General features: G+C 55.4%; 22 protein-coding genes and 1 tRNA gene. 9 read left to right on the top strand and 14 right to left on the bottom strand.

Annotation, left to right across the window (positions count from 1 at the left end):
- Positions 1–16: 16 nt before the first annotated feature.
- From EI77_RS08275 to EI77_RS08305, 7 genes are all read right to left on the bottom strand, one after another.
- Entirely contained in the window at positions 17–2,785 is a 2,769-nt protein-coding gene (locus EI77_RS08275) for an ATP-binding protein (protein ID WP_133794575.1), read from the bottom strand.
- Entirely contained in the window at positions 2,782–3,219 is a 438-nt protein-coding gene (locus EI77_RS08280) for a response regulator (protein ID WP_133794577.1), read from the bottom strand. The genes EI77_RS08275 and EI77_RS08280 overlap by 4 nt, the downstream gene beginning before the upstream one ends.
- Positions 3,220–3,243: 24 nt before the next feature.
- Positions 3,244–5,409, bottom strand: a complete 2,166-nt coding sequence (locus tag EI77_RS08285) for a GspE/PulE family protein (RefSeq protein ID WP_133794579.1) — start codon at positions 5,407–5,409, stop codon at positions 3,244–3,246.
- A gap of 14 nt (positions 5,410–5,423) precedes the next feature.
- Positions 5,424–5,957 carry a type II secretion system protein gene (locus EI77_RS08290; protein WP_133794581.1) on the bottom strand — a complete coding sequence of 178 codons (534 nt, stop codon included), beginning with the start codon at positions 5,955–5,957 and terminating at the stop codon, positions 5,424–5,426.
- Positions 5,958–5,967: 10 nt separating this feature from the next.
- Positions 5,968–6,390 (bottom strand): pilus assembly FimT family protein, encoded by a 423-nt coding sequence (locus EI77_RS08295; RefSeq protein ID WP_166647123.1) that lies wholly within the window; start codon positions 6,388–6,390, stop codon positions 5,968–5,970.
- A gap of 34 nt (positions 6,391–6,424) precedes the next feature.
- Positions 6,425–6,994, bottom strand: a complete 570-nt coding sequence (locus EI77_RS08300; protein WP_133794585.1) for a type II secretion system protein — start codon at positions 6,992–6,994, stop codon at positions 6,425–6,427.
- A 68-nt stretch (positions 6,995–7,062) separates the two neighbouring features.
- Positions 7,063–7,482: a prepilin-type N-terminal cleavage/methylation domain-containing protein gene (locus EI77_RS08305; RefSeq protein WP_133794587.1), complete on the bottom strand. Its 420-nt coding sequence runs from the start codon at positions 7,480–7,482 to the stop codon at positions 7,063–7,065.
- Between the two features lie 308 nt (positions 7,483–7,790).
- Here EI77_RS08305 and EI77_RS08310 point away from each other — a divergent pair, with 308 nt between their 5' ends.
- From EI77_RS08310 to EI77_RS08335, 6 genes are all read left to right on the top strand, one after another.
- On the top strand, positions 7,791–9,074 hold the full coding sequence (locus EI77_RS08310) for a Gfo/Idh/MocA family protein (protein ID WP_133794589.1): 1,284 nt from the start codon (positions 7,791–7,793) through the stop codon (positions 9,072–9,074).
- Between the two features lie 149 nt (positions 9,075–9,223).
- Complete coding sequence (locus EI77_RS08315) at positions 9,224–11,410, top strand: TonB-dependent receptor plug domain-containing protein (protein WP_133794592.1); 2,187 nt, start codon at positions 9,224–9,226, stop codon at positions 11,408–11,410.
- 182 nt (positions 11,411–11,592) lie between these two features.
- Positions 11,593–11,949, top strand: a complete 357-nt coding sequence (locus EI77_RS08320) for a hypothetical protein (protein WP_133794594.1) — start codon at positions 11,593–11,595, stop codon at positions 11,947–11,949.
- Between the two features lie 20 nt (positions 11,950–11,969).
- On the top strand, positions 11,970–12,845 hold the full coding sequence (locus tag EI77_RS08325) for a ferredoxin family protein (RefSeq protein ID WP_133794596.1): 876 nt from the start codon (positions 11,970–11,972) through the stop codon (positions 12,843–12,845).
- A 54-nt stretch (positions 12,846–12,899) separates the two neighbouring features.
- Entirely contained in the window at positions 12,900–13,541 is a 642-nt protein-coding gene (locus EI77_RS08330) for an SET domain-containing protein (protein ID WP_133794598.1), read from the top strand.
- Between the two features lie 99 nt (positions 13,542–13,640).
- Positions 13,641–13,730 (top strand) — tRNA-Ser (locus EI77_RS08335).
- Between the two features lie 206 nt (positions 13,731–13,936).
- Here EI77_RS08335 and EI77_RS08340 read toward each other — a convergent pair.
- The 6 genes from EI77_RS08340 to EI77_RS08365 all read right to left on the bottom strand — a co-directional run bounded on the left by EI77_RS08340 (position 13,937) and on the right by EI77_RS08365 (position 19,626).
- Positions 13,937–15,730 (bottom strand): recombinase family protein, encoded by a 1,794-nt coding sequence (locus tag EI77_RS08340; RefSeq protein WP_133794600.1) that lies wholly within the window; start codon positions 15,728–15,730, stop codon positions 13,937–13,939.
- Complete coding sequence (locus tag EI77_RS08345; RefSeq protein WP_133794602.1) at positions 15,723–16,172, bottom strand: DUF2924 domain-containing protein; 450 nt, start codon at positions 16,170–16,172, stop codon at positions 15,723–15,725. Before EI77_RS08345 ends, EI77_RS08340 begins: the two co-directional genes overlap by 8 nt.
- Before the next feature lie 34 nt (positions 16,173–16,206).
- On the bottom strand, positions 16,207–17,061 hold the full coding sequence (locus tag EI77_RS08350) for a hypothetical protein (protein ID WP_166647124.1): 855 nt from the start codon (positions 17,059–17,061) through the stop codon (positions 16,207–16,209).
- 107 nt (positions 17,062–17,168) lie between these two features.
- Positions 17,169–17,597 (bottom strand): DUF5681 domain-containing protein, encoded by a 429-nt coding sequence (locus EI77_RS08355; protein ID WP_133794605.1) that lies wholly within the window; start codon positions 17,595–17,597, stop codon positions 17,169–17,171.
- On the bottom strand, positions 17,554–18,861 hold the full coding sequence (locus tag EI77_RS08360) for a site-specific DNA-methyltransferase (protein ID WP_208300302.1): 1,308 nt from the start codon (positions 18,859–18,861) through the stop codon (positions 17,554–17,556). Before EI77_RS08360 ends, EI77_RS08355 begins: the two co-directional genes overlap by 44 nt.
- 525 nt (positions 18,862–19,386) lie before the next feature.
- Complete coding sequence (locus EI77_RS08365; RefSeq protein ID WP_243838722.1) at positions 19,387–19,626, bottom strand: helix-turn-helix domain-containing protein; 240 nt, start codon at positions 19,624–19,626, stop codon at positions 19,387–19,389.
- A gap of 84 nt (positions 19,627–19,710) precedes the next feature.
- On the opposite strand from EI77_RS08365, the gene EI77_RS08370 reads away from it, so the two are divergent.
- Positions 19,711–20,238 carry a hypothetical protein gene (locus EI77_RS08370; RefSeq protein ID WP_133794609.1) on the top strand — a complete coding sequence of 176 codons (528 nt, stop codon included), beginning with the start codon at positions 19,711–19,713 and terminating at the stop codon, positions 20,236–20,238.
- A 26-nt stretch (positions 20,239–20,264) separates the two neighbouring features.
- Here the strand turns inward: EI77_RS08370 and EI77_RS24185 are convergent, their stop codons facing one another.
- Positions 20,265–20,519: a helix-turn-helix transcriptional regulator gene (locus tag EI77_RS24185; protein ID WP_166647125.1), complete on the bottom strand. Its 255-nt coding sequence runs from the start codon at positions 20,517–20,519 to the stop codon at positions 20,265–20,267.
- A gap of 220 nt (positions 20,520–20,739) precedes the next feature.
- On the opposite strand from EI77_RS24185, the gene EI77_RS08380 reads away from it, so the two are divergent.
- Both EI77_RS08380 and EI77_RS08385 read left to right on the top strand, forming a co-directional pair.
- Positions 20,740–22,383 carry an McrB family protein gene (locus EI77_RS08380; protein ID WP_208300303.1) on the top strand — a complete coding sequence of 548 codons (1,644 nt, stop codon included), beginning with the start codon at positions 20,740–20,742 and terminating at the stop codon, positions 22,381–22,383.
- A complete protein-coding gene (locus EI77_RS08385; protein ID WP_166647126.1) occupies positions 22,380–23,834 on the top strand; it encodes an McrC family protein in 1,455 nt (484 codons plus the stop codon). The genes EI77_RS08380 and EI77_RS08385 overlap by 4 nt, the downstream gene beginning before the upstream one ends.
- The last annotated feature ends 249 nt before the right edge of the window (positions 23,835–24,083 follow it).

The following is a 24,083-nucleotide window of genomic DNA, read 5'->3' on the forward strand; positions in this document are numbered from 1 at the left end:
GGAAATGCAGGGCTTCTCAAAGGAGCATGGGCCTCAAAGCAGCCTCTTTTTCCAGGCAGGGAGGGATGGTTTTGCGGAAGTCGTCCAGACTCACCGGCTTGGTGAGGAAGGCGTTCATGCCAACGTTCGTACACTCTTCTTTGACACCGGTGAGGGCATGGCCAGTCATGGCGATGATGGCCGGCTGGTTTTTGAGATGGAAATTGGAGCGGATGGCCTTGGCTGCTTCGATGCCGCCCATGACCGGCATTTGCAGGTCCATAAACACGAGATCGTAAGTGCTGGCATTCACCATTTCTACGGCTTCCTGCCCATTGTTGGCCACATCCACCTGGGCATAGCCGAGGCGTTGCAACAGCATGGTGGCGATTTTTTGATTGAGAGGCTGATCTTCGACCAGCAGAATCCGGGCGGGATGGATATGCGCAAAGCTGTCACCCTTTGCCGTCGCTGCCACGGCGATGGCACGGTTGGTCTCTGGTGAAATGTGGGCATCATGACCAGCTTGGGCAGCACGCGTTTGTGACGGGAGATCGTCGGCGGACTGGTCAAAAAAGCTGGTGAGAGCCGGTGGCGTGGGCGGGGCCGGCGGTGGTGGGTGCAGCCACGCAGGGTTGGGGTCTGGTTGTGCCATGGCGGGGGCGTATGCGGGTGGTGGCGGGGCACCCCAGGGCGTGGGAGAAGCGAAGGGATGAGTCGGGGGGCGCAGCGCGGGCTGCTGTAGGACAGGGGCCGCTGGTGGGGGAGCGACCTTTGGCATTTGCACAAGCTCAGCCAGACTGCGTAGGAGTTCGCGGCGTTTGGCTGGCTTGCTGAGTTTTACGAACCGGGCATAGCCGACGGGTACAAATTGGTCCCGGAGTTTCCACAATGTGAGAGGCAGTAGGACGAGGAGGCCGGTTCCCTGGCTGGTGGCAGCCTGCATGATGGCCGTGGCTGTAGCAGGCGTATGCTCACTGGCATCCAGGATGAAGACGGCGGAATCGTCCAGTTCACGTGCCAGGTCTGCCGGTGAACTGGGGAGTGTGGGTAAAGGGATGGCGGAGACGGCCCATTGCTGGAGGGTCTGCTGGAGAATCTGCTGAGTGGTCGTGTGCGGGCTGTGATAGATGATGCGCTGGTTTTTAATGCAGGCCATCCAGCCGATTTCCTCTTCACGCCCAGCATCGTCCTGGGCAATGCGGAGAGGAAGTTCGAAAAAGAAATCCGAACCCTGGCCTTCTTCGCTAATGACGCTGATCTCTCCGCCCATGAGGCGGCAGAGTTTTCGGCAAATGGCCAGGCCGAGGCCGGTTCCGCCATATTTGCGGGTGGTGGAACTGTCCGCCTGAGTAAAGGCCTGAAACAGGCTGCCGATCTTGTCCGGCGGGATGCCGATGCCTGTATCCCGAACGGAGAAGTGGAGGTGAGCGACGTCACCCTTCGGCGTTTTGCGGTTCACCTGGCGGGCCAGGATGAGGATCTCACCATTCTCAGTAAACTTGATGGCATTTCCAACTAGGTTTACCAGCACCTGCTTGATACGCTGGAAATCACCCCGGAACATGCGCGGCAGGGCAGGATCCATGTGGAAATTGATTTCGATTTTTTTCTCGGCTGCGCGGTAGGAAAAGACATCCGCCACCTCAGCCAGCAGTTTTTCCATTTCCACAGGCAGGTCCTCGACCTCCATTTTTGAAGATTCGATTTTGGAGAAATCCAGGATGTCATTGATGAGGTGGAGCAGCGATTCACCACTGCTGCGGATCATGCGCACCAGTTCCTCCTGCTCATGGTCCAGACCCATCTCGATGAGGAGGGAGGTCGTGCCAATGATGCCGTTCATTGGGGTGCGAATCTCATGGCTCATGTTGGCCAGGAAATCACCTTTGGCGGCGGTGGCTACCTCCGCCTGTTTGCGGGCAGCTTGAAACTCACCGACCATTTGCTGGCGGCGGGATTCCTCCTGCTGAAAGCCTGAGATGGCGGAATTGAACTGGGCTTGCAGAGCATCCAGGTCATCCATGCCTTGGGCGGGCAATCGGTAGTTAAGGTGGCCCTGGCGCAGCGCATCGAAACCTTCTTTCAGTGAAGCTGTCTTCCGGCTTATGCTGCGGCCGACGAGATAAAAGCCAAGGATGGCAGGCAGCATGCCGATACTGGCCCCAAGAATGGGGACCATGAGACGAGGGAGAGTGACCAAATGGCTGATGTGGACTTGTGGCTGGCGTGCAATGACAACGCCGGCGATGCGGCCTTCAGCATTCATCAACGGGGCACCTGCCAGTAGCCACTCGCGAGGCTGGTCCAAACTGGTTTGGAGGGTCACGGGGGAATCGCCAATAACCACGGAAGAACCGGCCATGACACGGTAAACGATGTCCTGCAATTGCTCGGTATCGGGTTCTGTGGGGAGAAACTCGAGGGGCGTATCATGTACGATGACAAAGGGGGACTTGTGCACCGGCGGCAGGCCAGCCACAGCATTGGGGCCGACGATTTCCATCCGCAGCCCAAGGTCCTGCACCAAGGGTGGGACATCCACCACTTGCAGGCGCATTTTTAAATGGATGATGGAATCCTGCGTCTGCTTCGGAGCACTGATAAGTTCAGCCGGTGAAAGGCCTTGCGCATGCAACTCCGTCTGTGCCGCCTGGACGATGGCACCGATGTATGAACGCTGCACCATGCGCAGGATTTGAAAGTCCTGCCAGATGAACGCGGCGGCAGTGACGCAAACGCCAATAAGCACGGCCACGAGGCCGAGCACCATGAAACGGGCGGCTATTGAGAAACGCAAATTCATGCCGGCGTGTCATGAGTCGCCCGATCTTTGGCAAGTCCACGGCGCACGGTGGCCACCAGGTGCTCCAGCGTGTAAGGCTTTTGCAGGACGTCCGTGAATCCGATGGCTTGGCAGAGGTCACGTGCATCTTCCTGGAAGAAGCCGCTGCAGGCGATGACGCACAGGTCAGGGTCCACTTTGTGGAGCTGCTCCATGACTTCAAAACCCGAGAGGCCGCCGGGCATGGTCAGGTCCAGCACCACGACTGAGAAGCGGTCCGGTGTCTGAAGGGACTCCTGAAAAAGCTGGAGAGCCTGGGCACCACAATCCGTGGCGACGACTTCCATGCCGTGAGCGTTGAGGATGGCTTTCGTGACGGCGAGCATCTGGTGCTCGTCATCCACGACCAGGATGCGTCCATGGGTGCGGTGGGGTTGGGAGGATGCAGTTAACATATTCGGGAGAGAATGAGTCGTTGGTTAGGCGGCGGTGTAGGCGAGGCATTTGATCTCATCCAGGCTGGTATGGCCTGCGATCACTTGCAGGAGCCCCTCCTGATACAGTGAAAAGAAACCGTGTTTAAAAGCACAGGCGCGCATGGCGGACATGGGAGCAGCTTCTTCAATAAGGTCCCGCAGCTCAGTGCTGATTTCGTTGAGCTCCATGAGGGCTACCCGTCCTGAATAGCCTGTGCCATGGCATTCCTGGCAGCCGACCGGAGTATAAATGGGCTGGGTGAGTGGCTGTGATATCACATTTTGTTTGGCCATCAGCTCCTGTACGTCCGGCGGCACGGTCATGGGTCGCTTGCAAAAGGTACACAGCCTGCGGACGAGGCGCTGTGCCTGAGAAAGGGCCAGCGAATCTGCCAGCAGATACTTTTCTACCCCCATGCTCATGAGCCGGGATACGGCCCGCAGGCTGTCATTGGCATGCAGAGTGGTCAGCACAAGGTGACCAGTGAGGGCGGCATTCACGGCCGCATTGGCCGTCTCAGCATCACGTGACTCACCGATGAGGATGATGTCCGGGTCAGCACGGAGGAGAGAGCGGAGGCCATTGGCAAAGTCGAGACCTACATGGGGATTGGTCTGTGTCTGGTTGATGCCCTCCACTTCGTACTCAATGGGGTCCTCAATGGTCTGGATGTTGACGCTGTCGTCGTTAACGCTGTTGAGCAAGGCGTAGAGGGTGGTCGTCTTACCCGAGCCCGTGGGACCTGTGACTAGAATGAGTCCCTGGTCCCGCGTCATAGTGCGATTAAGGATGTCAATCTGGCGCTGGCCAAGATTGAAATCTGCCAGCCGCTTGACGCCGTCCTGCTTATCCAAAAAGCGCATGATGACTTTTTGAAATTCAAGGCGGGTCGGCACAGCAGCGACACGGACATCCAGGCGCCTGCGGCCAATGCTGAGACCGAAGCGGCCATCCTGGCATTCCTGCCGGTTCTGGTTCATGCCAGCGTAATTTTTCAGCAGCGCCACAAATCGGTTCAACTGGGATTCTGGAGCCGTCAGGATGGTCTTCATGTTCCCGTCCATGCGGGCACGGAAGCGGGCCAGATTGTAAAATTTCTCCAGATGCAAGTCCGAGGCCCGGCAGCGGATGGCGGTGAACAGTGCCCACTGGACCAACTCTTCAGCCGTATGATTCGGGTTGGCCGGATTGATGCGGGCCATGTCCTCAGCCATGATGTCCACAACGTTCTCGTTGCCCGTGACAGAGGCAGTGAGTGTGGACTTGTCCATCTTCACCACACCGCTCGGGTCAAAGGTGGCGCCTGCGCGGTTGATCGCTTCCCGGATAGCGGCGGGGTCTGCCAGCACCGGGATGATTTTCACGGCGGCATTACCCATGGACAGCCACTCATCCTCAAAGGAGTAACAATCCTCCTGTTCGGTGAGGAGAAAGACGGCATTTTTGCCGATGTAAAGTGGATAGACCGTGTGACGCTCCAGCAGGGCAAGCGGGAAGAAAGTCTGGCGCTGGGCCTCACTCGCGGCAAAACAGAGGCTGCGGCCGCCACTGATCATATATTGGAGCGCGGGTCCGAGATTTCTCTGAACCGAGTTAAAGTGGGATGCCTCCAGGGTTGCCGTTTTTTCCTTCTGGCTTTCGTAAAAGCCGCGCATCTTGGTGACTTCAGCCGGGTCAAAGGGATAATGCTCCAGCAGCCATTCGAAGGTACCGCTCAGGCCAAGGTCAGGAAAGCGGGGCGGCTGCACATTTTCCAGCGCGTTTTGTTGGGCAATGGGCAACTGACCAAAACGCTGGACCAAGTCCTTGCGTGTTTTCTGATATTGCTCTGGCGTGATGAGAATACGCAGAGTGAGAAAAGGGGGGACTCCCCAGGTATCCCCAGCGCGTGGATTGTGATGAGCCATCACCAGCAGCGGTCCCACCATCGTCACCGGCAGCCAGGGATCAGCCACATAAGGTACACGGCCCAACTTTCTGACAATGCGCTCCGCCTCCGGGGAGCAGCTTTCCCGGAGCAAATTGACCGGCAGCATGTTGTTTTGCAGCGCCAGTCCCTCAATAGATATGATGGCCGCCTGCTTGGCGTCAATTGTCCCGCTAGGCAGATTACTTGCTTCTCCAAAGGATTGAGAAGCAAGTGGGGGCGTGAGAAGATGGGCAGACATGGGCGGGGGGGCAGCTAGAAACTGCCGGGTTTATAGTCTTCATCGAATTTCACCGGCTCCGTCATGTCGGAGCCATCAAAGACCATCAACAAGCCGTTTCCGGCCTGCCCTGGACGCAACAATTCGAAGCTGCGGCCATTCCAACGGATGCGGAAGTCTTCGTCGGATGACGAGTCCTTCGGGTTATACTGCGGCGGCATGTAGGGGGAGCCGGTCGTAGCTTTCTTTTCATTGGGGTTCCGATACTGGAGATCGCGGAGGACGATGAGTTCATCCGTCACGCCACCATCGTTAACCGGGAAGTACATCTCTGGATAGGACATGGACCACTGATGCAGGGCCGAATTCAACTTCTCGACTCGTGTGACGGCCAAGGTTTCTTTGCTCGCTGATAATGAGCCGCCTAGAGACATCATCATGATGCCCGCAAGCACTCCCAAAATGGCAATGGAGATGACCATTTCTGTCATAGAAAAACCTGACCGTGAGCGCGAAGTGCGCTGACGGGCAAGCTTGCCGTGATCAGAGATGAGCCGAGGCAGTTTCATAAACTTCCGTTCAATAGAGAATATTGCCTGTCGGGCCGGTCAGCCCTGCCTTGGTCATGCTGGTGATCGATTCTGAAAAAGTGACCGCATAGCCGGAAGGCATGTACTGGCTTAGTGTCGGCTCTGCATAGCTCATGTATTCCCGCAGCAGTTTGTAGCGGCCTTCATGATTTTTGGCGCCGGCCTTGTTCCATTGCTGAGCGGCCTCCGTACGGCCTTTGACCTGGATGAAAGTGGACTGGGCCAGGTTAAGCGCCTCCGCCCGAGTAATGGCCAGGTTGAGCTCTCCGTCGGACCTCATCCGGGTGATGGAGGGAATAGCCATGAAGGCGATGATGCCGATGATGGAAACGCAGGCCATCATCTCTACCAGGGAAAATCCCAGGCAGCGTTTCCAGCCACGGTTCATGAAGATTGAGCGAGCGGAATTCATTTTTTTGTGCGGGCTAACTAAAAGTGTGGAATGATCAGTCATCCAGCAGTTCGACTTTGGGCTCGTCATATTCAGCCCAGTCGGGAAGGGAAAGATATTGCCGGGAGCCTTCCAAAGCTGCGGACTTCAATTTGTCTGTGCCAAGGTCCTTGCTGTATTCTTCAAAGTGCAAGATCGTTGCCTCATCCAGAAAGCCTGCCCGTTTGTTGGGATCGGCGTTTTTGGGGTCGGGCTTTAGCTTGGCAAAACGGGCGGACGTGACTTTAAGGGAATTGTAGGTTTTGCGAATCGTTTCCATGGACTGGACCTGGACACCTTCTTGTCCATTGGCCGCAGAGACTCGCGTCTGCGACATGATCCAGGCATTGAGCGCCTCCTGGACAGCGGCCTGCTGCTGTCTGGCCACCATGCGATACGAGTCACGCGCACCATTTGAAATAGCACTGATTGCAAGCGAAGCCATGATGCCAATAATGGCAATTGTAAATATAGCTTCCACAAGCGTGAAAGCTGGACGGAGACGCTTGATAGGCAGTGCTTTCATATAAGAATCCAAAAAAAATCCGTCGGGGAATGGAACCCCGACGGATGATGAATTGCCCATGTTAAGAGATCTGATGTGAATCACATACGGTCTCTTGAGCAAAACGCCGGGCGATTAAGCGAAGATTACTATTCTTCAGCTTCGACGGCGAGAGCGTCAGCCTGATAATACACGGCGTCATCCTCGGTATTGTAGGTCAGGTAAGCGGCGGCTGCTGCCTGGTCTTCAGCGGAGATATTCGGGACGATGAACTTCTTGCCGCGGAACGGGCCACTCGTTGGTTCAACGCCAGCAACTGCGGCCGCAACGACTTCAGCGCCAGAAGTGTATTCAGGTGTTGGGACGTAGCCAGCAGCTAAAGCAGCGTTCATGATGGAAGCCACGGACTGAGCATTACGCTGAGCAGTGGCCTTCTTGGCGCTGTCGTTGATGGAGCCGATGTTTGGGATGGCGATAGCGGCGATGATGCCGATGATCGCGATCACGACCAGCATTTCCACAAGGGAGAAGCCAGCCTTAAGGGAGGTGGTGAGCTTTACTTTTTTCATAGTGATGTGTTTCGTTATTGGGCTGTTGGTTCTGCTGTCTTCCAACTGGAAAGCCCCAGAGGTGCTTCTTGCTTGGAATATGGTATTTATAGCTTATTCACAAAAAGTCGGCAATATGATTTTTCGTATTTTTCACAAATAAATGACAATTCACTGTAAAATGAACGAATTTTGATATTAATCAGTGAAGCCATATAATAATGGACTGTGAAATATCACGTCTTTAGGGTCATTCGAGGGCTTAACTTGGTCATTTCGATATTGACCTGACTCCTTGCGCAGTCTCTGCCGCTGCTTTGACTTGCTGCATGCAACCAACCATTCAGATTGCCCTCGTCGGTGCCGGTATGTTCGGCGGAGATGTCCACCTTCGTGCGTATGCAGACCTGCAGCGCTTCGGCATTGCTGGGCAATTGGCCCGTGTGGGGCTGGACAAGTATGCGCGTGACCTGGCTCCCGTGAAGTTCGACCTCGTAGCCGTGGCGACCCGTTCAGAGAAGTCTGCGCAGAAGTCCGCCGCTGCTTTTAAAGAGTGGACCGGTCACGAGCCCAAGACCTATTTCGGAGATGCGCCATGGGAGGATATTCTTCGCGATTTTCCAGACCTGGATGTCCTGGCTGTGGCCACGCCGGATCATCTGCATACGCAACCCATCTTGGCCGCTGTGGCCAAAGGAGTACATGTGCTGACTGAAAAGCCCATGTGCCTGAGCATCCAGGAGTCCGATGAAATCATCGCCGCTGCCAAGGCCAAGAACTGCATCGTGGCTGTGGACATGCACAAGCGCTATGACCCTGACCACCTGCGCATACGGGATGACATACAAAACCGTATCGGTGCTCCCCTCTATGGCACCGCTTATCTGGAGGAGCCGTTGGAAGTCAGCACCAGCACTTTTAAGTGGGTGGAGTCTTCCGATCCTTTCAGTTATGTCGGCCCGCATTGGACGGACCTCATCTGGTCTTATTATAAGTCGAAACCGGTCAGCCTCACCGCCGTAGGCCAAAAGAAACGCCTGATCCGCGATGGCATCAATGCCTACGACGCCGTGCAGGTGCGTGTGGACTTTGACAACGGCATGAGCATCAATTTCCACAATAACTGGATCACCCCGGCGGACTTCGAAGGCCCGGTCAATCAGGGGCATGAAATCGTGGGGGCGGATGGCAAAGTGGAGAGTGACCAGCAGTATCGTGGTTTCCGTTGGTGGAACCAAGGCGGCGGCACTAGAACGAGTAACAACCATTTTACCCGTGATGTCGCCCGGCCTGATGGGAGCAAAGGATACATCGGCTACGGTGTGGACAGCCTGACGGTGGGATTGGTAGCCATCAGCCGGGTAAAATTTGCCAAGGAAAGCCGTGATGCTGTGTCGGATCTTTATCCCACGGCAGAAGAGGCCCGCATCACCTGTGCCCTAGTGGATGCTGCGGCCAAGGTGAGGGATCTCAACTTCAAATATCTCAATGAAGGGAAGGGGGCCACCGTGACTGCCCGCTTCGGTGAAGATGGCATCACCATTGTGGACCCGAACCGCATCGCAGAAGGCGCAGATGCGGTGTTTGAAAGGATCTACGACAGGCCTCTGTGAGCCTGACCACATGGCAAGACCGAATGTCTAAAATCAGCTCAGTGGCAATCATGGGTGGCCACATTTTGTTCATGTCGCCTGTTGATGGGATGAAATGACCATGTGGGAGTGACAAACACACCCGCATTTTAGCATTTTGCGGATCTCCCATGCATAAAAAATACATTGCTACCACCCTATTGACCTTGGCCGGTCTTACCGGGATCCATGCTGCCGATCCCGTTCCCCCGCCAGCACCTGCTGAGACTGCTGCGGCCAGTGGAGAAACCCCCGTATCAAAACCGGCTGAATTGCCTGAAGTGGTTGTGACCGCGACGCGCACAGCTACGGAGGCCATCAAGGCCCCTGCGCAGGTCCGCCAGCTCAGCTCCGTGGATTTGCAGGAACGTCAGGTGCGCAGCCTGCCGGAGGCACTGGAGGAACTGCCCGGTGTGAATGTGCAAAAGACGGCTAATGCCCAAGGCTCTCCTTATATTCGCGGTTTTACCGGCTTTCGTAACCTGGCGCTGATTGACGGCATCCGTTTCAACAACTCCACCTTCCGCGATGGGCCTAACCAATATTGGAATACCATTGATTCCTATGCCATTGACCGCATCGAGCTTGTGCCGGGGCAGGGGTCGGTCCTTTACGGTAGCGATGCCATCGGCGGCACGTTGAATCTCTTCACCAAGAGTTCCAATTTCCGCAATGAAGCACCGGGTTTCTTTTTCCATGGCCTGAGCGCGTACCGTGGGTCCACCGCCGAGGAGAGCAACATGGGACGCCAGGAGTTCCAGTTTGGTGAAGGTGGACGCTGGGGCCTGCACTTGGGGGCCAGTCTGAAATCCTTTGGCGATGTCCATGCCGCCGGCCTGGGTGACCAGCCAGAAACTGGCTATGATGAATGGGCCTATGACATCCGTCTTGATGTGGCTCTGGATGCGAACTGGACGCTCACAGCAGTGCATCAACAGCTTCGGCAAAACGACGCGTGGCGCACGCATCAGACTGTGGAAGGCGTTTCCTGGCAGGGAACCAGGGTGGGGACTGACACCAAACGAGCTTACGACCAGGAGCGGTCCCTGTCCTATGTGCGGCTGGAAGGCCAAAACTTAGATAATCTGGCGGGATTCATTGATGCCGCGAGCCTGACGGTATCCCTGCAAAGTGCGAACGAGTATGAGCACCGGATTAGATATGATCAGCCGGGAGTTCCCCCACCCGCAGATCGGGTTGACTATTCACAGGTGGAATTGCGGACCCTGGGCTTAGACCTGCAATTGCAAAGTGACACCTCCATCGGCCGTTTTATTTATGGCGTGGACTATTACCGCGACTCCGTCAGCAGTGGCAGCCAGCGCTACCGTCGAAACGGCACCCTAAACTCCATCGGCATCCAAGGACCCGTGGGCGATGACTCCACCTATGACCTCCTGGGTGCTTACCTGAATTATGAAGTGGACCTTGGCTCCCGTGTCCATCTCTTCCTCGGTGCTCGTGAAACCTACGCGGCGGCAGACATCGGTCGTTATGCTCCATCCGCTGGGGTTGTGGATTCCTACAGTGACAGTTGGACGAATTTCTCCGCCAGTGGCCGGATCGTGGTGGATCTGGATACGAAGGACCAGTTCAAGGTTTTCGCCGGTATTTCCCAGGGCTTTCGTGCGCCGAACTTGTCTGACCTTTCACGTCTGGATACCAACCTGAGCGGTGAGACTGAGCTGCCATCCCCAGGTTTGGACCCGGAGCAATACATCAACTACGAAATCGGTTTCAAAGCGGATACCCGCTACTTCAGCGGCAGCCTGAGCTACTTCTATACGCAGATCGATGACATGATCATCCGTCGTCCTATTGGAGGCAGTTCGGTCATCAAATCCAATGCGGGCGAAGGGTTCATCCATGGCATTGAGCTGGCTGGTGAAGTGCGTTTCAATGACAACTGGTCCGTCTTCGGCCATGTGAGCTGGACGGAGGGCGAGGTGGACCAGTATCCCCGGGCCAATGACCCCACGATCCGCAACGAACCTGCCAGCCGCGTGGTCCCCTGGATGGGCCGTGCCGGCGTCCGCTGGAATAGCACAAACCGCCGCGTCTGGGCGGAGCTCGTCAGCCTGTCCCACTCCCAGTATGATAACCTGACTTCCGCTGATCAGCGCGATAACCAGCGCGTGCCTCCTGACGGCAATCCAAGCTTTAACATCATCACCCTCCGCGGTGGCTGGCAGATCACGGAACACATCGGCGTCACCCTCGCCCTGGAAAACCTGCTGGATGAGGAATATCGCTACGCAGGCTCGGGCTCCAATGAGCCTGGATTCGGCCTCGTGGCCGGTGCCGTCATCAAGTTCTGATTCCTGGCCCCGCCAGCATGAATGGAAGGCAGGAGAACACCCTCTCCTGCCTTCTTTTTTTGATTTTTATATCGCAGCGTACGGTCCGGCTTGGAAAGCTGCGGTTGCGGGTGTTATCGTCAGAAGACAAGATTGACGGTCATATTCTGTCATTTCGTCCGTTATCCTTGTTCCCCCTGACAATGTCTGACACCCCGACCCTCCTTTACTGCCGCTGCGCCTATGCCCAGGTCGTCCCCTCGGGCGTGAAGAATGCTGTGCTGCAGCAGCTTTGTGATTCAGGCGCCAGTTTTGAAACCGTCTCAGACCTGTGTGAAATGACCGCCCATCGGGACCCCCGGCTTCAAGAGCTGGCCCGCTGTGGCAGGCTGCGCATCGCCGCCTGCTATCCACGCGCCGTTACCGGTCTCTTCCAGCAGGCCGGTGCCCCCCTGCCAGAGGGGACGGAGATCCTCAACATGCGCAGCCTCACCGCTGAAGAAATCACCCGCCAGATGCTGCGTACGGAAGACCTGGCCATGACCGCCGAGCCAGCCTGAACCCTCCATAAATTTCCCCCATGATTACTCACACCGCCCGCCCGCTGAAAGTCGTCTTATACGAAGGCAAAGGGGCCATTCCGCTGCCTGCTGAGGCCCGGCTGAAAGTCATGACCGCCCTGCTGGACAAAGGCTATGCCGTCGCCCGCGTGACCACCTCCGGCTCCCAGACCTCCGCCCCCCAGGATGACCATACCCTCCTGCTCCTGGGCTCCTTTCCAGAGCGCCAGGCACCTGCCTTGGAGGACGTCACCGGCCGCATCCAGATCGAAGCCCGCGACATCACGGATCTGGATGCCGAAAGCATCGTCGCCCTCGTGGACAAAACCCGTGGGCAAAAACCCATGAACGAACCCGGCAAATGGAAGCCCTGGTTCCCCGTTATCGACTACAGCCGCTGCACCAACTGCATGCAGTGCCTCAGCTTTTGCCTCTTCGATGTCTATGGCGTCAGCGAGGAAAACAAGATCCAGGTGCAGAATAACGACAACTGCAAGACCAATTGCCCCGCCTGCTCCCGTGTCTGCCCAGAGGTGGCCATCATGTTTCCCAAGTATCAGGCAGGCCCCATCAATGGCGATGAGGTCAGCGCCACGGATCACGGGCGAGAAAAGATGAAAGTGGACATCTCCTCCCTCCTCGGCGGGGATATTTACTCCGCGCTCAAGGACCGCAGTGCCGCCGCCAAAAGCCGTTTTAGCAAAGAGCGCAGCCCAGACAAGGCTCTCGACGAACGCAAAAAATGCCTCACCAAGCTCGTCAGCGATGGCTTCATCCCCATGGATGTCCTCGCCTCCCTGCCCAGCCCGGATGAGATCCTGCGCAAGTCCGAGATCGCCAAAGCTCGCGCCGCAGCCGCCCTGGCCGCCCAGCCTGGAGCCCAGCCAGCAAACTGAGCTGCCCTTGACTTTCCTGGTGGCATCGGCATCACATCCGCTGCACATCGCCCCATGCCCGAAGCCTCCCCTCAAAAATGGTGGATCGTCCGCCGCTCCGCCATTCATCAGCGCGGCATCTTTGCCAGCACCTTCATCCCCAAGGGAGTGCCCATCATCGAATACACCGGTGAAAAAATCACCAAGGCTGAAAGCGAGCGCCGTGGCAATGCCCTCGCCGCCCGGGCCGCCAAGACAGGCGGCGCCGCCGTCTATATCTTCACGCTGAACAAGACCCATGACCTGGACGGCAGCACCGCGCAAAACACCGCCCGCCTGATCAACCACTCCTGCGAGCCCAACTGCGAAGCCTTCATCACCCGGGGCCGGATCTGGATCTATTCCAAGCGCAACATCCCGGAGGGGGAGGAACTCTCCTTCAATTACGGCTTCGGTCTCGATACCTGGGAAGACCACCCCTGCCGTTGCGGCAAGCCCAAGTGCATCGGTTACATCCTGGATCGGCAGTATTGGCCGCAACTCCGGCGCATCCTCAAAACCCGCGCCGAAAAAGCCGCCAAGCTCGCCGCCCTCGAAGCCCGTGCCGCCGAGCTCAAACAGCAGCTTGAGGAGTTGGATGAGCCTGCCCCTCCAGCCACCAAGGTGGCCCAAAGGAAAAAAGCCAAAGCCACCCGAAAAAAAGCCGCCGCCTCCTAGCCCCGCTTTTCCAGCGGGGAACTTCATCAAAACCCAAGTTCCCCCTTTTCAACCCGCCAAGATGCTTTAAAATCCCCCTTCAGTTCCACGAACGCATCAGGAGAGGTGGTCGAGTGGTTTATGGCTCCAGTCTTGAAAACTGGCGTGGGGTAATTCCCACCGTGGGTTCGAATCCCACCCTCTCCGCCACTTTCTGAGAGACAAACCAGAAAGTACACTTTCAGACCCGCGCTTCCCCGCAAACACGCGGCTTCGTGGCTCTCTCAGATTGAGATAATGGATGGAAAACCACCTCCTCTTTCCCATTTCCCTCTCGCGTCTCTCAAACTGATTCAGGTCGTTGTACACTTTCCGGATTTCAGGAATTGTGAGAGGCTTTTTCGAAGGGCACCTGCTCAGGCTGGGTTCTCATTTTCGAACCTGAGGTCACTCAGTTGTTGTTTCCAGTCGAGTGAGCGTGTTGCCAGGAGGTCCTGCACCTGGAGATGGGCTGGTTGCGTGCCCTGGAAAATCGCCCGCTTGATCGCTGGGGCCAGATAGGCCGCGTTCAGAAGTCGTCTCACGTAGGCAGGTTTGATCCCATGTCGCTCGGTGATGTCCTGGAGCGATTTGTCCGGGTGTTCGATGAGTTCGGTTCGCCAAAACTCGGCCTGGGCGATAGTTTGGATCAGAGCCGGATTAGGGGCGGTTCTTCGTGTGGTGATGGGCTTGCCAGTCTCACCATCAATGATCTCGCATTTTCCACGCTGGGGCTTGAAGGACACGGATGCCGTGAGGATCATTTTATTTCCCTCCTGAGTCACCTTGGTGGAAATAGGAGCAGGCAGAGTGTTTAGCTCGGCAACATTTGCGGGAGGGGCTCCAGCCAGTTTTGACAAATAATCGGTGGTGATGTGGATGGTAAGGGATTCTGGGCCAACGATGATCTTAGGGGCAAGTGCTTCGATCCACCGGGCATATTCAACAGGCGTGGTGAGTCCGGCGAGATGCCGCGCTTGCATTGAAAGCCGATGACGGATCTCTTCAACAGTGAGGTCAGCTGATACAGCCAAGTCTGTGAGTCTTGGCAGCGAATGGAAAAGCATGCGGCGAACCACTTCCTCCAGTAGCGTGGCATTCAGCGTCTTGAGGGGAGAAGAATCGTAGCCCTGGCGGATGGCCTGCTGCGAAACGTAGTAGCGATAGCGTTTTCGTGTCTTGGTCCCATCGGCAGCTTTTTCACTTTTGTTGGTATAGGTTGGGGTCAACGCCTGACCGTCCAGGCCGAAGAGAAAGCCCTTCAGCGGATGAATGAGGCGGCTTTTGGCGATGGCGGTTTCATTGCGATGCCCCACGATCTTTCGGTAGTCCGGCTGATGCTCACGCAGCTTGGCTTGGACAGATTGCCAAAGCTCGGTGGAAATGATGGCTTCATGCTCGCCCTGATATTCGTGGCCTTTATGCCGGATCAGCCCTCGATACACGGGATTGGAAATTACCCGGTGCAACTCTTTGGCCACCCAGGCTTTGGATTGCTGAACTCTGCCTTTGCGACTGACGAACGATTTGGTGGCCAAGTTCTGCCGGTTCAGTTCAAGCACTGTCTCAATCAACCCGGTACTCTCAAGATACACCTGAAAGCACTTCCTGACAGTTTCTGCTTCTGCCGGATTGATCACAAGCTTCCGATCCTGGACATCATAACCCAGCGGAGGCACGCCGCCCATCCACATGCCTTTCTGTTTGGAGAGTGCTATCTTGTCGCGAATGCGCTCTCCGGTGACCTCGCGCTCAAACTGGGCAAACGACAGCAGAACATTGAGCGTCAGTCTGCCCATGCTGCTGGAGGTGTTGAACTGTTGGGTGACGGAGACAAAAGAGACTCCGTGTTCGTCGAAGTGCTTCATGAGCTGGGCGAAGTCAGCTAGCGAACGTGAAAGGCGGTCCACCTTGTAAACCACCACGACATCAATCTTTCTTGATCGGATATCAGCCATGAGTTTCTGAAGGCCCGGTCGGTCCATGTGGCCCCCTGAAATCCCACCGTCGTCATAGGTTTCGTTCAGCGCTTTCCAACCCTCATGCTTCTGGGAGCGGATGAAAGCCGAGGCAGCGTCCCGTTGAGCATCCAGAGAGTTGTATTCCTGCTCCAGCCCCTCTTCGGAACTCTTGCGGGTATAAATGGCGCAGCGTTTGATTGATTCAGCCATGATGGTTCTCCGTCAGTCCGAAAAACAAAGGTCCCGACAGATGCTGGCCGCTGATCTTCCGGGCCAGCGCACTCAGGGATTTATAGGGCTCGCCTTCGCAGACAAACTGACGTGGGCCGGTCACCTGGACCGTGATGCGCCTGCCCTCCCAGTCGCGGGTGAGCACCGAGCCTGTTTCCAGCGTGATCTTGGAAACTGGCTTGGGTTCAGGAGCAGTGGTTTTCCGGGTTTGAATTGACTTTTCAAACTCGGTCATATGGCGGCGCAAAGACACGGTGGTGTTTTTGTCGAGCCGCCCAAGCTCCGCCTCCTGCACGCGGTAGGCCAGTTCCCGAAGGAGACGGTCCGTGCGTGCAGGAGGCGGTTGATTGCCGGGCAGTTTGCGCCAGCGGTCCAGCAGTTCGTCTTTCGTTAATGTCTCCAGTTTTTCAATGGATTGCATGTCCAGAGACACACAGCTCCGCTGAAGCCTAACATCAAGTCATACAGAGAGGTTTGTTTTTGGATTGTGCCCGCAGGTCATTCAGAAACTTCATTGTGACCTTGGTCGGGCTGGGTTCGCTGATGCTGATATAAGTCTTGCCATCCTTTTCATGGGTCTCAGTCACCGGGTCGGAAGAGGGTGAATACAGGCCTTGCAGATATTGATAGCTGAACGCTTCCCCACCCATGTCCTTCAGATGACGTTCGAGGTCATTCCAGCCTTCGAGGCTGGGGTGCAGCAGATCACCTGCCTTTTGTTGATGAGGTATTTCCGGCGGGAAAGGCCAGATCCTGTCCTTGAGAGCCACAGCAGGTAACGCGATCTTTGTCCAGGCAGGTTTCCGGGCGAGAAACGCACTCAAGTCATTTTCACCGAGCCGACGGGTAGCCATTACAACCACACCTTCCTTCGGATTTTTCAACAGCCGCTCGATTTCCGCGAATTGTTCCGGGCGGGACCTGTCCAGGCCATGGAGGCTCTGCGGGTTATCAATGATGACGATGTCGCTCTTCTTATGATACGAGGTATATCCCACGCCAGCATGCCGGATGCCTCCGCCGTAATTCAGCTCAACCGCCTTTGAACTGCTCTTGATGGCAGCCCTGGGAAAAGTCGAGCGGTATCGGCTGGAACTCATCAGTTCAGCACATAGTTCCTGGATTTGAAGAGCTGACTCTGGATGCTCAGAAAGGATCAATACTGATTTCTTCGGGTCTCGTCCCAGAAGCCATGCAGGAAACGAAACCGAGCAAACGTGGGTTTTCAGATAGCCGGGAGGCAGGTTGAAGATCAGCCGTCTCTTGTCGTGCCGAGTCTCCTGATAGCTCGTCTGAATGAGCTCCGCCATGAGCGTGATATGCCAGTGGGGAAGGAAACTTTTTCCCGGATTAAGCTCCCGGAATGCAAAGTCGACGAAACTGTCGAGGCGTGTCCTGTAAATCAATTGGGACTCAGTCATAGTTCCTCCTTTCCGCGCTTCGCGAAACGACGTTGTGCATCAAGCAATGCCAATTGGTCATCCAGGTTTTCGTCGAAGTCTTCCAGCTCGACCTCTTCATTTTGGATCATAGATAGGAGCGTGTTGCGCGCACTTGCCTTTCCTTTGATTGCATCATTGAGGATGGAGATGAACAGCGCTTCACGCTTGGTGATGAGCCTGCCGCTCACCGAAATCTTTTCATCGAGCATTTCGTTGAGGATCTCTGTGTTTTTCTTCCTTTTCTTGGGTCGGCCAAGCGGATTGCCTGACTGGCCTTTTTTGAACTGGAACTTCTTTGGCGGTTTGCCATAGCCCACTTCTTCATCGCTGTTGTTTTTGTCTTCCGAGTTCATGGCGGCATCAGAGGAGGTTGCGGTCTTTGTAAGTGATTCCCGTTTCAACATGGACGGCTTTTTTGCCGGTCCATTCCTGCCAGCGTGTGATGGCCACATCCACGTAGCGCGGTGACAGCTCAATCCCGTGGCAGATGCGACCGGTCTTTTCGGCTGCAATGAGCGTGCTGCCGCTGCCCAGAAACGGGTCGAGAACGATTTCCCCGCGACGTGAGCAATCCCTGAGTGCATCCTCAATCATGGCCACAGGCTTGATGGTTGGATGAAGGTTGAGCGCTTCATTGCCACCCTTGTCACCGTCGCTGTCCTTCAAATGCATGACCGAGGGATAATTCCACACGTTCGTGCGATAACGCCCGTGCTGGCCTAGCTCAAAGTGGTTCTGGTGTTTGCCGGTACCGTTCTTGAACACGAAAACGAGCTCATGCTGGCTGCGGTAAAACGTGCCCATGCCTCCGGCATTCTTGGCCCAGACGCACAGGTTTTTCCATTCTGAATACACGGCTTTGCCTGCGGCAACCAGCTCAAAAGCATGCCGCCAGTCCATGCAGATGTAGTGAATGGAACCGTTGGTTGAAAACGATGATAGGTGATCAAAGACCGTTTCGAGAAATGCCTGGAACTCTGCCGCCGTCATCTCTCCCGCACCCATGGCAAAGTCACCATGGTTGGCTTCGCAGACCTTGCCGATGTCCCTGGCGGAGAGATTATAGGGAGGGTCGGTGAAGATGATGGAGGCTTTCTCGGAGCCGGTGAACAGGGTTTTATAAGACCCATGGTCAAGGCTGTTGTCACATAGAATGCGGTGTTCGCCAAGTTGCCAAACATCTCCAAGTCGGGTGATGGAAGGAAGCGAATCTGCATTTGGAACCGGAGGCTCTTCCGATGAACCATCCTCGTCCAGTGAGAGGAGATTTTCGATTTCACCATACTCGAACCCGGTGACTTCAAGTTCAAAATCCAGATTGAGATCAGAGAGGAACTTGAAGTTCTCTGCCAGCAAGGTGTTGTCCCATTCGGCGTTTTCCGTCAGCCGGTTGTCAGCAATCATGAAAGCGCGGATCTTGCTGTCATCCAAGTCATCAGCTCGGATTGCAGGGACTTGGTCGATGCCTAACAATTTGCAGGCGGCAACCCGGCCATGGCCGCAGATCAAGCGGCTGTTCGCGTCCACCAGGACAGGCGCTTTGAAACCGAAGGTCTGGATGCTGTCGGCGATCTGGCGGATCTGCTTCTTGCTGTGTTTGCGAGGGTTGTGCTGATGGGCAGTTAATTGGGCGACAGGGATGGTTTCAATGGAGAGATGGGAATACATAATAATTTGGCGTTGGCATGAGGGCATGGACTTCCACGGGGGATTTCCATGGCGTGAGGGTGTGGATCTATGCGCACGGCATCGCGTGCGTTTTTTTTGTTAGATCTCAGCTTTCAATCAGCCTTTATGAACTCTTCCGGTCTCACATTTCGGGTCTCTCTCCCGACAGAGGGGCACTGCCGCCTCCGTGTGAGAATTCTGGGGCACTGCCGCCAAAATTCTGGCACGCTTTCATTTGGGTCTGACGTCACATTTTATCAAATGACGGGCATCTCGCCCTGGCTGGCACCGCCGAGCCTAATGAGAAACTTTATGGGCACCGCCGCACAAAGATTTCAGTGACCGCAGATAGAATCATAACGACAATCAAATGCAAGCATTTTATGGCTGAAAACGCATCATCGAAGCGGCATAACAAGCTGTTGTTTCTGACACCCCTTGAGGCTACTCACACGCACCTTCTTGGCCAGCTCTCCGGTTGATCTGAGCCCAACTCAGAAGCTGAATCTTGATGGCATGGAAAGATCAATACCCCGCTTCCCGAAGCAAATCAGACGCCTTCAATTCCAGAGCACGAGCAATGCGGTCAACCGTCTCAATATTGGGCGAACGCTCTCCGCGTTCCAGAAAGCCGATGTAGGTCCGGTGGTGCCCTGTCAGCACCGCAAATTCCTCCTGGGACAGACTCCTCTCTTCACGCAACTGCCTCACCACGCGTCCAAGACTGCGGGCGATTTCACGGGAGTTTTTTGAGAGCGAGGCCAAGCCTCAATGAATAGCGCGCTGCTACTTTTGATTCGACATACAGAAAGTAGCGTTAAATGTGTTTGAGCCGCTGGGCTCAACATCATGAAATCCATCCATCCTCGCTTCATTGCCCCTCTGCTCGCCATCTCCATCTTGGCCAGCTGCCAGTCCTTCAACTCAGCCGTGACGCCTGGAGTGCGTGTCACCAAAGATGATTTTGATGGTGCGACGATCATCCGCCAGGATCCCGTTTGCGCAGCATCCAGCATGCGTGAGGAACCGCTGCCTCTGGGCTTCAGTTGGAATTCCTCCACCCCTGACAAAGTTTACCTCACTGTTGGAGTGGTCGGTATTCAAAACGTGTTTGGCCTCGCCTTCAATGTCGGTGGCCGGACAATTGTGGCTCAAACGGCCAGTCTCACCACAGAGTACGGCCCCTGGTCCACCCGCCGTTTTATGATCGACTACAACGACTTCGAGACCATCGCCACGGCCCCGCTGGTGAAGATGAAAGTCTCAGTAGCCAACAGCTACGGAGTCTGCTCCTTCGGCACCTCAACGAACGCACTGGTTGGAAAGAAGATCCCAGCATTTCTTCAGCAAGTGCGCGCTGCAAGGGGCAGCCAATAAGGATGCAAGCTGCTGAATTTTCAGGCTCAACACCGGGAAGAATTCAATCGGCGCTCAACCTCCGCCACAATATTTGCCAGTGGCACCTTCATTCCATCTGCCAGCATTTTGCAGATGAGGATTGATGGAATCCGGTCCCCTGCCTCCATGGTCACAATACCGGTTCTTCCCACGCCGGAAATTTCGGAAAGCCTCTTCTGCGACAGTCCAGCCTTCTCCCGCGTCTCCTTGAAGACGGAGGCGAGAACACTGGAAAATTGGTCGGGAGGCGGGTTTGCCACCCAACACGTTATCGCTTGCTAAGTATTGCAATATGTCCGCATTAGGACACGTCTGGATAACACCCCACTCCATGTCCTGGCAGCAGACAACCACTCCTTCTTTATCGTGACTAGTGCTACTCGAATTCGAAATCTCTACACCTACTTGATCGACCATCGACGGCCTCATGTAGATGGATGGCTTCTCGACTACCTGCATTTTTGTCGTAAGGTGGCAAATGTGCGTGAAGCACTGGTGGCTGGGCACAAACTCCGCGAACACTCCGCTTACACCAACACTGCCTTTGCTGAGTCAGAGGATCCCTGGCGGGCATTCGCCAAGCAGCTGATCTATGAAAAGACAAACGGCATTTCATCCCGAGGCCAGTCGGTTCTTAGCTGGGAAAATTTCCTCCGCTTCATCGAGGAGAACAGCTTCGTTTTGGCTTTGGAGGAAATGATCAAGGCTCCGAACCGCGAGACATTTGATGGCTTCTCGGCTGCGTGGGAGATGGTCCGCCAAAAGCATGGAGCCAGCCGGAATCCGCTGCTGATCAACCGCACCCTCGCAGCCTGCACTTGTGATGTCAGCAGCACGGTGAACGGGGCTGATTTTGAAACAGTTTTCGCGTGGCTGGTTAATGAAGAACTCATCGCGCCGACAGATGCTCTTGAGGCAGACTGGTATGATAAAAATGTCCACTTGATGGGCTGCCTTCACGAGGTGTTTGCCCATGAAATATCGATGAGCGATAACGACCCGAAAAAGATCCCTGAACAGCTGCTGAGCATCTTTGTCTGGGAGCTTTCTCAAAACATCGCCAACCCCTTCAGTCTTAAGAAGCAAGTGGTGAAGTATGGCGCACCAGGGACGGGAAAAACGTACAGCGCCAAACAGAACTCCCGGCTCCTGTTCTCCATCTGGCAGGAAAAACATGGGCGAATTGATCCTGAGTTGAAGTTTGATCAATGCTCCGAGATCGTCCAGTTCCATCCCTCCTACGGTTACGAAGATTTTATTGAGGGATTGCGTCCCGTCTCCACGCTGGAAGGCAGCTGGCAGCTCCGGTTGCAGAATGGCATCTTCAAGCGGTTCTGTCAGAGAGCAGGTGCCTGGGAAATTGACGTTTACCAGATTCCCGGTGATGGGCCGGATTTGGCCGCGAAGTGGCCTGAGTTGACCCTTGGACAACTGAAGCCTCACATTGGAGGATCCTTACAGCATCCGAGTTGGCAGAACATTGCCACCTTGGATGATTCGGTGAAGATTGCGGACGTCACTCCGCCTTTCTTTTTCATCATTGATGAAATCAACCGGGCCGAGCTTTCACGGGTGCTGGGTGAACTGATGCTCTGCATTGAGTATCGGGGGACTCAAGGAGCCATCTCCACACAGTACGCCGCTTTGAATACCGGAGAGAGCACCATGCTTAACACTGCGGGTGGGCCAAGGTTTTTCATCCCGCACAATGTTTATCTGATTGGCACCATGAACACCATTGACCGCAGCGTGGAGAGTTTTGACCTCGCTCTCCGCCGCCGGTTCCGCTGGGAGCGGATTGATCCTGACATCTCGACTCTTCGGTATCATCTTACTCAGCGGGATGTTTTGCAGGCAAACAGATCAAGGCCGTGGGCAAAGCTTGCAGACAACCTGGAGGCCTTGAATAGAGCGATCCGGCAAACGGATATCCTCGGTCCCGACTATGAAATTGGGCATGCCTATTTGATGAATCTCAGGTATCCCAACACGCTGAGTTGCAGCGAAGTCCGCTCTAGAGTCTGGGAGGATTCCATCGAACCCCTGCTTGAAGAATATCTCCGAGGATCGGGGCGAGCGGAGGGCCTCATGCCTGAATTCAGAAAAGCTTTTGGAATCGCGTGATCAAGTCACTGAGCCAGATCTTGAGCGACGGGACTTTGGTGGACAACACGCATCACCAGGCAGTTCTGGGAGTCTTCCAGTCGGGATGGCGTCAAGAAAAGGTAGAGATTAGACAGGGACGCACTGCGAATAATCCAGCGGCTGTGTGGCCACTTTTGCAAAGCGCTGCCAACCTCCAGATCGACCCAGCTAACATTGTTCTGCGTTCTCCACAGGCTGACTACGAACACAACACGGATGATCCGTTGATCGCCCTGAGTGGATTCGATCCTCTGAATTTCAGCCTCACCACAGGAAACCTCATTGGCTCCATCAAGTCGGGAGGCCACACCCTCCGCATCTCAAGCCGCTTTGGCGACGAGTTCCTCCGCTACATCATCGCAGACGCCGATGGGTTTGCCGAGATCCCAGAACAGGGTGGAACGGCCAAAGGAGGTTACGAATGGCTGCTGAATTACTTTTGGCTGATCAAGCTGAAGAAGGCGTTTCGCTTGGGAATGCCGAAATCGTATGAAACCCGCAAAGAATCCCTGACGCAGGTGCGAGGACGGATGGATCCAATCGATTGCCATTTGAATCAGTCGAGGGCTCGCTTTGCCTGTACCTACCGCGAGCACAGCTATAATAATCCAGCAACTCAGCTCATAGCCCGCACTCTTGAGGATCTGGATGCACGCTCAGGTCTTCACGGCCTGCATTCTCTCAAGCAGACTTTCCAGACGGCCACAGGAGGTCGTCGTCATCCTCTGCAAACACTGCTTGCAGCACCTCCCATCCGAAACCCTTACTATGCCGATTACAATCCGGTCATGGACCTGGCCAAGCGCATCTTGAAAGGTGATCTGGCCGATGTAGGTCACAACAATCAGACCAGCGCTCTCCTGTTTGATGTCTCGATGCTGTTTGAGTATTTCATACGAAAGCTGCTTCGCAAAGCGGGCATGCAGTTGCATGACAAAGCGACAAGCAAGTGGTCCATTTCCCCAGGCATTCCTCACGCCCGCCGAGCGCTGATCCCGGACCTCGTTTTTGAGCATAAGGGCCGAACTTTTGTGTTTGATGTCAAATACAAGAACTTTCATTTCGACGGGAGAAGCCCCGGTGTGAATCGAGAAGATCTCTTCCAACTGCACACCTACGTCGGACAGGCCACGAACCATTTTGATGTCGGGGGCTGCGGTTTGATTTACCCGGTGAGGGAATCGCAATGGCATCGCCAAAACCTCGCTACTACCGGAGGTATTCTCACCAGCACAATCAGGCAAGGAGGTCGGGACATTCCTTTGCACGTCGCCTTCGTCATGGTGCCCGAGCGTGGGGATGTTCCAGAATCTGAATGGGGACAGGTGTTTCAGAGGCGCTTTCAGACGAGCATTGATACCTTTTTGGATTGTTTTTGTAGCAATATTTTCGGGGCATTCCACATCGGCCAGAGAGGCGTGTGGGGGTAAAGCAGCCAAGCTGCATGTGCAATTCTGGGATCACTGCTCATTCGCTCCAGCGCCTTGTCCGCAGCTGACATGGTCGCGTCAGCAATTTTCGACACCCCTGCATCCTCGGCAAGCAGTCGGATGACCTCCTTCCAACGGCGAGTCATCGGAAGGGTTCCAAGGCACGTGTCCCATAGTTCAGTGAGAGAATTGCTTAACTGTGTCCCACCAAGGCGGTGTTTGGCAACCAAATGTTCCAGCTCGGGAGAT

The sequence above is a fragment of the Prosthecobacter fusiformis genome (assembly GCF_004364345.1).
Lineage (GTDB): Bacteria > Verrucomicrobiota > Verrucomicrobiia > Verrucomicrobiales > Verrucomicrobiaceae > Prosthecobacter > Prosthecobacter fusiformis.

Coding starts and splice junctions, on each gene's coding strand:
- EI77_RS08275 (WP_133794575.1), bottom strand. CDS start 2,785: ATGAATTTGCGTTTCTCAATAGCCGCCCGTTTCATGGTGCTCGGCCTC.
- EI77_RS08280 (WP_133794577.1), bottom strand. CDS start 3,219: ATGTTAACTGCATCCTCCCAACCCCACCGCACCCATGGACGCATCCTG.
- EI77_RS08285 (WP_133794579.1), bottom strand. CDS start 5,409: ATGTCTGCCCATCTTCTCACGCCCCCACTTGCTTCTCAATCCTTTGGA.
- EI77_RS08290 (WP_133794581.1), bottom strand. CDS start 5,957: ATGAAACTGCCTCGGCTCATCTCTGATCACGGCAAGCTTGCCCGTCAG.
- EI77_RS08295 (WP_166647123.1), bottom strand. CDS start 6,390: ATGAATTCCGCTCGCTCAATCTTCATGAACCGTGGCTGGAAACGCTGC.
- EI77_RS08300 (WP_133794585.1), bottom strand. CDS start 6,994: ATGGGCAATTCATCATCCGTCGGGGTTCCATTCCCCGACGGATTTTTT.
- EI77_RS08305 (WP_133794587.1), bottom strand. CDS start 7,482: ATGAAAAAAGTAAAGCTCACCACCTCCCTTAAGGCTGGCTTCTCCCTT.
- EI77_RS08310 (WP_133794589.1), top strand. CDS start 7,791: ATGCAACCAACCATTCAGATTGCCCTCGTCGGTGCCGGTATGTTCGGC.
- EI77_RS08315 (WP_133794592.1), top strand. CDS start 9,224: ATGCATAAAAAATACATTGCTACCACCCTATTGACCTTGGCCGGTCTT.
- EI77_RS08320 (WP_133794594.1), top strand. CDS start 11,593: ATGTCTGACACCCCGACCCTCCTTTACTGCCGCTGCGCCTATGCCCAG.
- EI77_RS08325 (WP_133794596.1), top strand. CDS start 11,970: ATGATTACTCACACCGCCCGCCCGCTGAAAGTCGTCTTATACGAAGGC.
- EI77_RS08330 (WP_133794598.1), top strand. CDS start 12,900: ATGCCCGAAGCCTCCCCTCAAAAATGGTGGATCGTCCGCCGCTCCGCC.
- EI77_RS08340 (WP_133794600.1), bottom strand. CDS start 15,730: ATGGCTGAATCAATCAAACGCTGCGCCATTTATACCCGCAAGAGTTCC.
- EI77_RS08345 (WP_133794602.1), bottom strand. CDS start 16,172: ATGCAATCCATTGAAAAACTGGAGACATTAACGAAAGACGAACTGCTG.
- EI77_RS08350 (WP_166647124.1), bottom strand. CDS start 17,061: ATGGCGGAGCTCATTCAGACGAGCTATCAGGAGACTCGGCACGACAAG.
- EI77_RS08355 (WP_133794605.1), bottom strand. CDS start 17,597: ATGTTGAAACGGGAATCACTTACAAAGACCGCAACCTCCTCTGATGCC.
- EI77_RS08360 (WP_208300302.1), bottom strand. CDS start 18,861: ATGTATTCCCATCTCTCCATTGAAACCATCCCTGTCGCCCAATTAACT.
- EI77_RS08370 (WP_133794609.1), top strand. CDS start 19,711: ATGAAATCCATCCATCCTCGCTTCATTGCCCCTCTGCTCGCCATCTCC.